This window comes from Paraburkholderia sp. BR14312 (assembly GCF_040948675.1).
GTDB classification, from domain to species: Bacteria; Pseudomonadota; Gammaproteobacteria; order Burkholderiales; family Burkholderiaceae; genus Paraburkholderia; species Paraburkholderia nodosa_A.
Map to the genome: position 1 here is coordinate 197,038 of NZ_JBFPKI010000003.1, position 11,308 is coordinate 208,345.

The window sequence follows — 11,308 nt, forward strand, 5'->3', positions numbered from 1 at the left end:
CCATGGCCAGTCCAGCGAATCATCTGCCGCAAGCGGGAGCGGGTGCCCCGCCCTCCGCCTTCGAAGAAGCCACGTACCGCAAAGTCGCGTGGCGTCTCATTCCGCTTCTCATGCTGTGTTACGTGGTCGCGTATCTGGACCGCGTCAACGTGGGCTTCGCCAAGCTGCAGATGAGTTCGGCGCTCAATCTCTCCGATGCGGTTTATGGCTTCGGCGCGGGCATATTCTTCGTCGGCTACTTTCTGTTCGAAGTGCCAAGCAATATCATCCTGCATCGCGTGGGTGCGCGCGTGTGGATCGCGCGCATCATGGTCACGTGGGGCCTCGTCTCCATCCTGACGATGTTCGTCACCACGCCCACCATGTTCTACGTGATGCGCTTTTTGCTCGGCCTGTGCGAGGCGGGCTTCTTCCCCGGCATCATCCTCTATCTCACCTACTGGTATCCGGCGCACCGCCGCGGGCGCATGACCACGTGGTTCATGACGGCCATTGCGCTGTCGGGCGTGATCGGCGGTCCGGTGTCGGGCTGGATTCTCAAGTCCTTCGATGGCGCGAACGGCTGGCAAGGCTGGCAGTGGCTGTTCCTGCTCGAAGGGCTGCCTTCGGTGATCGTCGGCGTGCTGGTGTTCTTCGTGCTCGACGACCGCATCGGAAAAGCGAAGTGGCTCACGGAAGAAGAGCGCGCGCTGCTCGAGCGCAACATCGCCGCTGAAGATGCCACCAAGGAGGACCCGCCGATCATGACCGTACTCACGAGCGCGCGCGTGCTGGTGATGAGCCTCACCTACTTCTCGTTCGTGATGGGCCTCTACGGCGTGAGCTTCTGGCTGCCCACCATCATCAAGGCGACGGGCGTGAAAGACGCGCTCACGATCGGCCTGCTTTCGGCGATTCCGTTCGCCGCGGCCGTGGTCGGCATGGTGCTGGTGGCGAAGAGCGCCGACCGCACGCGCGAGCGCCGCTGGCACATCGCCGTGCCGGCCGCCATCGGTGCGCTCGGCCTCGTCCTTTCGGTCACGTGGGCGCACGACACGACGCTCGCCATGACGGCGCTCACCATCGCGACGATGGGCATTCTCACCACGCTGCCGCTGTTCTGGAGCCTGCCCACGGCCTGGCTCGCAGGCACGGGCGCGGCGGCGGGTATCGCACTCATCAACTCGATCGGCAATCTCGCGGGCTTCCTGAGCCCGTACGCGGTGGGCTGGCTCAAAGAGGCCACCAAGGCCAACGATTCGGGCATGTACATGCTCGCCGCGTTCATGATCCTGGGCGGTTTGCTCGCGCTTTCGGCACCGGCGAAGCTCGTGAACCGCTAAGCGCATTACGGCTTCAGCAAAAACAAACGGCCGCCTGTTTTGCAGGCGGCCGTTTTTATTGCGGCTTCGGATTCGTCGCGGGCTGCTTTACACCACGTTCATCGACAGCGCACTTTCCCGATAGTGCGAAGCGGCCTTCTCGCCGTCGCCGAGCTGCTCGTGCAGACGCGCGAGTGCGCGATGCGAGCGGATCTTGAGCGGCTCGTTCTGCGTGGCGTCCGCGGACTTGAGCGCGGCTTCGAGGAACGACTGCGCCTTGCCCCACAGTTGCTGCTTCAGGCACAGGCGGCCCAGCGCGAACAGCAGGTCGCCGTCCTCAGGGCGCTCCTTGCGCCAAATCTCGGCCTTCTGGATGAGCGGCAGCGCGTCGCTGCCCGCCGTGTCCGGATAGCGGCGCAGCAAGCGCGCGTCCCAGTTCTGCGCGAGCGCTTCCTCGACGATCTTGCGCGCGTCGGCCTGGCGATCGAGCGCGATCAGCAGTTCGGCGGCGCAGTCGGCGAGACGCGGCGAGTGACGCTCGACGTTCGAGAGCGACTGCCACAGTTCGAGCAGCGCATCGGCGTTGTGACGACGGTCGCGCAGCAGATTTTCCGCCGCGAGCTGGCGCAGGCGCACGGCCACGGCCGGGTGCAACGCTTCGCGCTTTTCCAGCGTCTTCACGAGCTTGAGCACTTCGCTCCAGTTCTTGAGCTGCTGCTGCGCGCGCAGTGCGATCTGTTGCGCGTGGATGCGGCGGCCGCCCTGCGTGCGCATTTCGGTGAGCGCGGCAAGCGCACCATCGGCGTCGCGGCCGTCGGCGCGCATGTCGGCGGTCGCCATGAGGCGCGCTTCCTGGAGGTCGGGGTCGTCGACCTGGGTGAGCCATTCGTCGCGGCGCGCGTATTCGTGCAGACGGTGCGCAGCCGTCGCGCCGATCAGGCCCGCGGCGCTCGTATTCTTCGCGTCGGCGAGCGAATCGCGTGCGGCTTTCTCGGCGCGCGAGAAGCGGCCCGCGTAGAGATTGCCCACGGCATCGCGCAGCGCCGAGTTCGCCTTCTCGGCACGCATGCGCGCGCGGTAGGCGCCCACGCGGCGCGGCATCGTCACGATGTTGCGAGCGAAACGCAGGATCGCGTATAGCAGCAGGAACGCCACCACGATGCCGACCACGAACAGGTTGAGCGAGACGTCCACGCGATACGGCGGATAGACGAGCAGCACCTGCCCGGTGTCGAAGCGCCCGACAGTCGCGAGCGCGACGGCAATCGCGAACAGAAGCGCGAGCCAGAGGAGTCCACGGATCGCCATGTCTTACCCCCGGCTCCGGTATTGCTGAATCGCCTTCAGGCTCGTGTCGAGCGTGGGCAGCGTGACGGCGGCCGAGCCGTCGTTCACTTCCTTGAGCAGTCCGCGCACCGTTTGCGTGTCTTTCGACGCACTGTCGAAGTAGCGTGCGAGCGTGGCGTCGGCGGCCGCGAGGTCGGACTTGAGCGTGTCCTGGTTGCGCGAGAGCAGCGACAGGCGCGCCGAAAGCAGACGCAGCTTCAGGTTCTCACGCACGAAATAGCCTTGATCGGGCGACACGAGCATGGCGTCCGCGTTGTCGATGCGGCGCACCTGCACGAGGCTCGCGATCTGCTTGCCCACGCCGTCGACGAAGGTGTCGATCCACACCTTCCATTTCGGCTGGTTGGTCGCCGCGGCAACCTGGGCGATATCGGCGGGCTGTGCAGCCTCCGGCTTCGTATGCGCGACGATCGCCTCGCCCGAAAGCGGCAGCGAGTCGATCTGGCCGAGCGCGGTGTCGAGCTTGATGGCGAGACCCGTGAGGTCCGTCGACGGCGCGGCCTTGAGCTTGTCGATGTCCTGCGCGATCGCCTTGCGCACGGCGATGGCCTGCGCGTTGTCCGAGGCGGCGAGGCGCGTGTCGGCGCTTTGCAGCGCGAACAGTGCGAGCTGCGTGTTGCCCGTGAGCTGGAGCTGCTCGCTCGCGCTCGACAGCATCTGGCCGACTTCGGCGAGCGTCCAGTCGTCGCGGCTCTTCGACAGGTCGGCGTATTGCTGCGCAAGCGCCTGCTGCGAATTCTGCGCGTCGGCGATCTTGCCTTCGAGCTGGGCGATCTGCTTGTCGACCTGCTGTGCGCCCGCCACAGCCTGGTCGGCGCGCGCACGCAGCGCGGCGGTCTGCTGCTCGCTCGCCTGCTGGCGTTGAATGGCCTGCATGCCGAGGTTGTCGACCTTGCGATTGAGGAAATAGCCGCCTGCGCCCGAGCCCGCCGCGACCAGCACCAGGACGAGCCACAGCAGCGCCGAGCCTGCGCCGCGCCGCCCGTTGCCCGCGCCCGGCGGTGGCGTCAGCGGCGCGGAAGAGCCCGCGCCCGACGACGCATACGAAGGCCGCGCCGATGCGCTGCCCGAAGCCGACGCGCTGCTGGAAGCGGCCGCGCCCGTGGCGAGGGCGCCCTGGTTTGTTGTGCTGCTTGAGTTGTTCGAATCTGTCATGCGTGGGTTGGCCGGCGCCTGGGCCGGAGTGTTCTGAACCGGTTGAACAACGGAAGAAGCGAGGCTTAGCAGCGTCTCGACGATGCGTTCGTCGCCCGCGCCGGACACCGTAATCCTATCAAAACCCATTGAGCGCGCCGTCTCGGCGATCCGCGGGTGCGGCGCGACAAGCGGCGCATGACGCAGCTCGACGATCTCGCCGGCCGTGAGGTGCTCGCGCGCGAGTTCGTCGAGGTTGCGCACGCCCTCGGAGCTCGTGACGAGCCACGCGTGCGGCGCGCCTTCGAGCAGCGCGTGCACCCGCGTCCAGGCGGCAATGGGCGGCTCGGGCACGACGCGGCGGTAGGCCGCCACGGTCTCGACCTCGGCGCCCGCTTCGCGCAGACGCTCGGCGAGCCACTCGCGGCCGCCGTCGCCGCGCACGATCAGGACGCGCTTGCCCGCGAAGGCATCCACGCCGAAGGTCTTTTCGAGCGCGGCGTAAAGCGACTCGGAATCGAAGCGCGCGGGCTCTTCTTCCCCCGCGCCCGCAGGGCTCACCACGCGATGCTCGGGGGCCGCCACGCCGTGCCGCTCGAGTGCGGCCACGCTCGCCGGGCCGACCACGGCCACGGGCAGCGCGGGCGGCCAGATCGACGAGACCGAGGCATAGCATGCGAACGCGCGATCGACGGCGTTCGGCGAAACGAACACGACGAGCGCATAGCGTTCGAGCGCGCCGAGCGCGGCGCGCAGCGGCGCTTCGTCGGTCACGGGCGCAATGGCGATGAGCGGAAAGTCGAGCGTGCGCATGCCGTGCTGCGCGAGTCGCCCCGCCAGACCATCCGACTGACCGGCCGGCCGGGTCATGACGACGGTGAATGGCTTACCGTCGCCATTGCCATTGCCATTGCCATTGCCATTGCCATTGCCACCATGGCTGTTATCGCCGCTTGCCGGTGACGCGCGCTTCGCGCCGGTAGAGGCGTCGCCCGGCCCGCCCCAGTCGTCGGGCTGGTCGGGGTTGCCGTATGGTTGCCTCGGGCCGGCCATCATCTGGAGGCCGGGCCTTCGCCCGCGCCGGTAGGGTTGTGGGCGGCGCCGCCGCTGGCGGGCGCCGCATTCGGACCATCGGCGGCCTGGGCCGCGTCCGCGAGTGCGCGCACGATCTCGAGCGCGCCCTGCGCGATGAGGTCGTCGGCAACGCGGCGGCCGAGCGCCATGGCATCGTCGAGCGTGGATGCCGCGGTGGCCTCCTGCGCCGCGAGCACCCGGCTCGCGTCGGGCATGGCGATCGTGCCGCGCAGCGCAAGCTTGCCATCGTGCCACTGCGCGTAGGCCGCGAGCGGCACCGTGCAGCTGCCGCCCAGTGCGCGCGAAACCATGCGCTCGGCTTCGACGGCCTTCGCGGTGGCGTCGTCGTGCAACGGCGCGAGCCATGCGGCAATATCGGCGCGATCGGCGCGGATCTCGATGCCGAGCGCGCCCTGCCCCGCCGCCGGCAGGCTGTCCTCGGGCTCGATGAGCGCGCGGATACGCGCGCCGAGGCCAAGGCGCTTCAAGCCCGCCGCCGCGAGAATGATGGCCGCGTAATCGCCGCGGTCGAGCTTGGCGAGGCGCGTGTCGAGATTGCCGCGCAACGGCTTCACGTCGAGATGCGGATAGCGCGCGCGGATCATCGACTCGCGGCGCAGGCTCGACGTGCCCACCACGCTGCCCGCCGGCAACGCGGCGAGCGAGTCGTAGTCGTTGGAGACGAACGCGTCGCGCGGGTCCTCGCGCTCCATGATGGCCGCGAGCGTGAAGCCTTCCGGAAGCTCCATCGGCACGTCCTTGAGCGAGTGCACGGCGAGATCGGCGCGGCCCTCGGCCAGCGCCTGCTCCAGTTCCTTGACGAAAAGACCCTTGCCGCCCACCTTCGAGAGCGTGCGGTCGAGAATTTGATCGCCGCGTGTCGTCATTCCAACAATTTTCACGTCGCAGGCTGGATATAATTTGTGCAGCGCAGCTTGCACATGCTCGGCCTGCCACATCGCGAGGCGGCTCTCCCGCGAAGCGATCACCAGGGTGCGGGGCATGGGCGCGGATAACGTCTCGGAGTTCATGACAAGTACATCGAATGACGGGATGAAAAGCAGGATCGGATAACAGGCAATGTTAGCACGCGCCCTTTTTACCGCCTCCCCGCTGGGACAGGCTGACAGGGCGCGGGCGGCGGCAAGGAAGAGACTCAGGCGTTGCAGCGGCGCTTACTGTACCCATCGTAGGCAAACTGGCGCGCGTCTGGCATGCGGCTGGCACAAACGCGGCCCGCGCGGCCGCGGCGCCGCTTCGGCTTGCGCTCGCCCTCGCGAGCGGCGCACTCTCCAGCAAGGCCTGCACCCGGCGCACCGCCATTGGCGAGCCGCGCCGCCTCTGCCCTATCCGCACGGCTCGCACCGGGTGGCACCTTCCGCCCTCTCCAGGTTGCACCCGCAGTACACGGCCCGGCACGCGCCGCGGTCATGCAGTTGGCAGTTCTCCGACTAACCTGCCCATATCCTGGCAAGCCTCAAGGAAAACATCGTGAAGTCTTCCGGCTCGGCGCGCGCAGAGCGCCGCAACACCGCATCGCAGAACGCAACTTCGAAGGCCGCATCGGCCGCGCCGTCCACGAAACCGGCGAAAACGACGAAGACCACGAAGACCACGAAATCCGCGACGACGAAACCGGCCGCCGAGGCTGTCAAGGCGGCGAAGAAGCCGAAGGCCGAAAAAGCGACGAAGGCCACGAAGGCGGTGAAGGCTCCGAAAACGCCCGCCGGCGCTTCGCGCAATGGTCGCGCGCGCGACGACAAGGACCAGCCGCTCTTCGAAGACATCCGCTACCTGGGCCGCCTGCTCGGCGAAGTGCTGCGCGAGCAGGAAGGCGACGCGGTATTCGACGTCGTGGAATCCATTCGTCAGACCGCCGTGCGCTTTCGCCGCGAGGACGACAGCGCCGACGCGCTCGCGCTGGAAAAGCAGTTGCGCGCGCTCTCGCCCGAGCAGACCGTGAGCGTCGTGCGCGCGTTCAGCTACTTCTCGCATCTCGCGAACATCGCTGAAGATCGCCACCGCAACCGCCGCCGCCGCATTCACGACCTCGCGGGCTCGGCGCCGCAGGCGGGCACCATCGCGCATTCGCTCGAACGTCTCGCACTGGCGGGCGCGGCCGCGACGCCGGTGCTCCAGCAGTTCTTCAACGACGCGCTGATCGTCCCCGTGCTCACCGCGCACCCCACGGAAGTGCAGCGCAAGAGCACGCTCGACTCGCAGCACGACATCGCGCGCCTGCTCGCCGAGCGCGACCAGCCGCTCACGCATCGCGAGCTCGAGCACAACGAGTCGCTCCTGCGCGCGCGCGTGACCTCGCTCTGGCAAACGCGCATGCTGCGCGAGTCGCGCCTGACCGTGGGCGACGAAATCGAAAACGCGCTTTCGTATTACCACACGACCTTCCTCACCGAGATCCCGGCGCTTTACAGCGAGATCGAAACGCAGCTAAAGGAGCACGGCCTTTCGGCGCGCCTGCCCGCGTTCTTCCAGATGGGCAGCTGGATCGGCGGCGACCGCGACGGCAACCCGAACGTCACCGCCGCCACGCTCGAAGAAGCGAGCGAGCGCCAGGCGCAGGTGATCCTGCAGCATTACCTCGACGAAGTGCACCGCCTCGGCGCCGAGCTTTCGGTGTCGAACCTGCTCGCGGGCGCAAGCGAAGAACTGAAGGCGCTCGCCGAAGCCTCGCCCGACCAGTCGCCGCACCGCGTGGACGAGCCGTATCGCCGCGCGCTGATCGGCGTATATACGCGCCTCGCCGCGAGCGCGCGCGTGCGTCTGGGCGAAGGCGTGGTGGCCGTGCGCAGCGCGGGCCGCAACGCCGCGCCCGTGCGTGCCAAGCCCTATGCCGATGCCGACGAGTTCTCGCGCGACCTGCATATCCTGATGGATTCGCTCGCCGAGCATCACGGCGCGTCGCTCGCCACCACGCGGCTTGCGCCGCTCATGCGCGCCGTCGACGTGTTCGGCTTCCATCTCGCCTCGATCGATCTGCGCCAGAGTTCGGACATCCACGAAGCCGTGATTACGGAGCTGCTCGCGCGCGCCGGTGTCGAAGCCGACTACGCGGCGCTTTCCGAAGAAGACAAGCAGATCGTGCTGCTCGCGCAGCTCGCCGATCCGCGCACGCTGCGCTCGCCGTACCTCGACTATTCCGAGCTCGTGAAAAGCGAGCTGGGCGTGCTGGAGATGGCGCGCGTGACGCGCGAGAAGTTCGGCGCGCGCGCCGTGCGCAACTACATCATCTCGCACACCGAAACGGTTTCCGACCTGCTCGAAGTGATGCTGCTGCAGAAGGAAACCGGTCTCATGAGCGGGCGCCTCGGCCACGCGGAAGACCCCGCGAAGGCCGCGCTGATGGTGATCCCCCTTTTCGAGACGATTCCCGACTTGCGCCACGCGCCGGGCATCATGCGCGACCTGCTCGCGCTGCCCGGCATCGACGCCATCGTCGAGCACCAGGGCAACGAGCAGGAAATCATGCTCGGCTACTCGGACAGCAACAAGGACGGCGGCTTCCTCACCTCGAACTGGGAGCTGTATCGTGCGGAACTCGCGCTCGTCGCGCTATACAAGCAGCGCGGCATCACGCTGCGTCTGTTCCACGGCCGCGGCGGCACGGTGGGCCGCGGCGGCGGCCCGACCTACAACGCGATCCTCTCGCAGCCGCCGGGCACGGTCGAAGGCCAGATCCGCCTGACCGAGCAGGGTGAAGTCATCGCGAGCAAGTTCGGCAATCCGGAGATCGGCCGCCGCAACCTCGAAACGGTGATCGCCGCGACGCTCGAAGCGACGCTGCTGCCGATGGGCGGGGCGAGCAACGCGCCCGACCAGCTGCCCGCGTTCGAGCAGACGATGCAATCGCTCTCCGACGCCGCGATGGCCGCGTACCGCTCGCTCGTCTACGAGACGCCCGGCTTCACGGACTACTTCTTCGCCTCCACGCCGATCACGGAAATCGCCGAGCTGAACATCGGTAGCCGCCCGGCCTCGCGCAAGCTGCAGGACCCGAAGAACCGCAAGATCGACGATCTGCGCGCGATTCCGTGGGGCTTCTCGTGGGGCCAGTGCCGCCTGCTGCTCACGGGCTGGTACGGCTTTGGCAGCGCGGTGGCCTCGTATCTCGACGATGCGGGCAGCGACGCCGAGCGCGCGCGCCGTCTCGCGATGTTCAAGAAGATGTACAAGACCTGGCCGTTCTTCTCGAACCTGCTCTCGAACATGGACATGACGCTCGCGAAGACCGACCTCGCGGTGGCCTCGCGCTACGCGCAACTCGTCGCGGACAAGAAGCTGCGCAAGCTCGTATTCGAGCGCATCGTGGCCGAATGGGAGCGCACGACGAAGGTGCTCGGTGAGATCACGGGCGCCCCCGGACGACTCGCCGACAACCCGCTGCTCGCGCGTTCGATCAAGAACCGCTTCCCGTATCTCGATCCGTTGAATCACTTGCAGGTGGAGCTGATCAAGCGCTATCGCGCCGGCGACCCGAGCCCGCGCGTGCGGCGCGGTATTCATCTGACGATCAACGGGATTGCGGCGGGGCTGCGCAATACGGGTTGAGCGTTCGCGCTGTGCTCCTGTGCAAACGGCGTCGTGCCCTCGCGGTCACGACGCCGTTTTTTATTGCCTCAGGCGAGCGTCAATCGCGCCGCGTCGCCTCGATCATCAGGGCGTCGAGCTTGAACGACGAATCGCTCTGCACATCGAAATATTGGCGCACTTCATCGGGCGCGCGCTCCCACATCGAGCGGATCGCCGTCACGCGCTCCGGCGGCGTGCGCATGCGCGCGACCCACGAATCGAAATCGAGCGCGATGCGCCAGCGCGCGCTCACCTTCGCGTCGAAGCCGGCGGCGTCGAGCATCGCGATCCACTCGTCGGCGCGGTAGTCGCGAATGTGCGACGCATCGCGCAACAGTTCGATCGCCTGAATATGCGTGTCGTAAAGCGGATCGTCGATGCCCGCGATGTCGATGAACTTCAGCCGTCCGCCCGGCTTGAGTACGCGGTGCACTTCGGCAAGCGCGCGCGGCACGTCGCGCCAGTGGTGCGCGCTCATGCGGCTCACGGCCCAGTTGAAGCTCGCGTCGGCGAACGGCAGCGTTTCCGCCGCGCCCTGCTGCGTGCGCACGGTCGTCAAGCCGCGCTCCTTCGCGGCGGCTTCGACCGTGGCGAGCATCTGCGGAGCGATGTCGTAGGCCACGACTTCGCGCACGTGCGGCGCCACGGCGAAGCTCGCGTGGCCCGCGCCGCAGCCCATGTCCAGCACCGTCGCATTGCCGCAGGTGGCCGCGAAGGTCGCGGCGAGGTTCTCCAGATCCGCGCCGCTCGCGTGGACCTGGCTCGTGAGGTAGGCGGCGGCGGTCGAGCCGAACGCGTCGGCGACCTGATCGTGATGCTTCATCGCATGCTCCTTTTGCGGGTTCTTATGCGGTGCTTTATGTGGGGCGCGAAGCGGCGAGCGCCGCGCGCCGAGGGGTCTGCAATCTCCGGGCTGGCTGACGTGGCGGCCCGTCGCCGCGTCAGACGCTACAATAGAGTCCGTTTTGTACCAGTACAAGTTAAGCGATTATTCTGGTATCGCTGCCACTAGCCCCACGCCCAATGAGCCTCGATACGCCCTCCCCGGCTTCACCCGCCGCCGCCGGCAAAACCCTCGACGCAACGCCCGCCCGCGCGCTGGGCGAATTCATCCGCGCCCATCGCGAGCGTCTTTCGCCCGCGGAGGTCGGCCTGCCGCCCGGCCCGCGCCGCCGCACGCCTGGCCTGCGCCGTGAGGAAGTCGCACAGCTGTGCGGCGTGAGCCCGACCTGGTACACGTGGATCGAGCAGGGCCGCCCCGTTTCGGCTTCGGCGGACGCGCTCGCGCGCATCGCCGTCGCACTGCGGCTCTCGCGCGCCGAGCGCGCCTATCTGTTCGAGCTGGCCGCGCAGCGCGACCCCGCCGAGCCCGATCCGGCCACCGCCGCGGACGCGCCCGCCACGCTGCTGCAAACGGTGAAGCTCGTGGACGCCCCCGCGTACGTGCTCGACCGCCAGTGGACGGCGCTCGCCTGGAACGCGCATGCGGCGGACCTCTTCACGGGCTGGCTCGACGGCGAGCACGACCGCAACCTGCTGCGCTTCACGTTCACCGAGCCGCTCGGGCGCGAGCTGATCGTGGACTGGGAAACGCGCGCGCGGCGCCTGGCCGCCGAGTTCCGCGCCGACTCCATCCGCCACCTCAACGACGCGCCCACGCGCGCGCTGATCGACTCGCTGATCGCCGCAAGCGATGACTTCGCGCGCTTCTGGGCCTCGCAGGACGTGTTCGAGCGCGAGGGCGGCCGGCGCGAGTTCAACCATCCGCGCCACGGCCGCATCGCCTGCGACCAGATCACCTTCAAGCCCGCGCATCGCGAAGATCTCAAGCTCGTGGTGCTGGTGCGGCTCTGAGCGGCGCGGGC

8 protein-coding genes are annotated in these 11,308 nt (G+C 68.0%); 3 read left to right on the forward strand and 5 right to left on the reverse strand.

Annotated features, from left to right (window positions below; translation table 11 throughout):
* Positions 1-2: 2 nt before the first annotated feature.
* Positions 3-1,322 (forward strand): MFS transporter, encoded by a 1,320-nt coding sequence (locus AB3X98_RS10205; RefSeq protein ID WP_321929330.1) that lies wholly within the window; start codon positions 3-5, stop codon positions 1,320-1,322.
* Positions 1,323-1,409: 87 nt separating this feature from the next.
* Here AB3X98_RS10205 and AB3X98_RS10210 read toward each other — a convergent pair whose 3' ends face one another.
* The 4 genes from AB3X98_RS10210 to AB3X98_RS10225 form a co-directional block, all read right to left on the reverse strand.
* Positions 1,410-2,609 carry a heme biosynthesis protein HemY gene (locus AB3X98_RS10210; protein WP_368606930.1) on the reverse strand — a complete coding sequence of 400 codons (1,200 nt, stop codon included), beginning with the start codon at positions 2,607-2,609 and terminating at the stop codon, positions 1,410-1,412.
* Positions 2,610-2,612: 3 nt separating this feature from the next.
* The gene (gene hemDX, locus AB3X98_RS10215; protein WP_368610240.1) at positions 2,613-4,838 is read right to left on the reverse strand and encodes a fused uroporphyrinogen-III synthase HemD/membrane protein HemX; all 2,226 of its coding nucleotides are present in this window, start codon (positions 4,836-4,838) and stop codon (positions 2,613-2,615) included.
* Positions 4,835-5,887, reverse strand: coding sequence for a hydroxymethylbilane synthase (gene hemC, locus AB3X98_RS10220; RefSeq protein ID WP_069265424.1), 1,053 nt, complete (start codon positions 5,885-5,887; stop codon positions 4,835-4,837). The genes hemDX and hemC overlap by 4 nt, the downstream gene beginning before the upstream one ends.
* A 420-nt stretch (positions 5,888-6,307) precedes the next feature.
* Complete coding sequence (locus AB3X98_RS10225; RefSeq protein ID WP_256094746.1) at positions 6,308-6,553, reverse strand: hypothetical protein; 246 nt, start codon at positions 6,551-6,553, stop codon at positions 6,308-6,310.
* A 7-nt stretch (positions 6,554-6,560) separates the two neighbouring features.
* Between AB3X98_RS10225 and ppc the strand changes: the two genes are divergently transcribed.
* Positions 6,561-9,422 carry a phosphoenolpyruvate carboxylase gene (ppc, locus tag AB3X98_RS10230; protein ID WP_256094747.1) on the forward strand — a complete coding sequence of 954 codons (2,862 nt, stop codon included), beginning with the start codon at positions 6,561-6,563 and terminating at the stop codon, positions 9,420-9,422.
* A gap of 79 nt (positions 9,423-9,501) precedes the next feature.
* Here ppc and AB3X98_RS10235 read toward each other — a convergent pair whose 3' ends face one another.
* Positions 9,502-10,266, reverse strand: a complete 765-nt coding sequence (locus AB3X98_RS10235) for a methyltransferase domain-containing protein (protein WP_368606880.1) — start codon at positions 10,264-10,266, stop codon at positions 9,502-9,504.
* A 200-nt stretch (positions 10,267-10,466) separates the two neighbouring features.
* Between AB3X98_RS10235 and AB3X98_RS10240 the strand changes: the two genes are divergently transcribed.
* Positions 10,467-11,297 carry a helix-turn-helix transcriptional regulator gene (locus AB3X98_RS10240; RefSeq protein WP_368606879.1) on the forward strand — a complete coding sequence of 277 codons (831 nt, stop codon included), beginning with the start codon at positions 10,467-10,469 and terminating at the stop codon, positions 11,295-11,297.
* The last annotated feature ends 11 nt before the right edge of the window (positions 11,298-11,308 follow it).

What these genes read in the sequence shown, in the direction of transcription:
- AB3X98_RS10205 (WP_321929330.1), top strand. Translation starts at nt 3, where the DNA reads ATGGCCAGTCCAGCGAATCATCTGCCGCAAGCGGGAGCGGGTGCCCCG.
- AB3X98_RS10210 (WP_368606930.1), bottom strand. Translation starts at nt 2,609, where the DNA reads ATGGCGATCCGTGGACTCCTCTGGCTCGCGCTTCTGTTCGCGATTGCC.
- hemDX (WP_368610240.1), bottom strand. Translation starts at nt 4,838, where the DNA reads ATGATGGCCGGCCCGAGGCAACCATACGGCAACCCCGACCAGCCCGAC.
- hemC (WP_069265424.1), bottom strand. Translation starts at nt 5,887, where the DNA reads ATGAACTCCGAGACGTTATCCGCGCCCATGCCCCGCACCCTGGTGATC.
- AB3X98_RS10235 (WP_368606880.1), bottom strand. Translation starts at nt 10,266, where the DNA reads ATGAAGCATCACGATCAGGTCGCCGACGCGTTCGGCTCGACCGCCGCC.
- AB3X98_RS10240 (WP_368606879.1), top strand. Translation starts at nt 10,467, where the DNA reads ATGAGCCTCGATACGCCCTCCCCGGCTTCACCCGCCGCCGCCGGCAAA.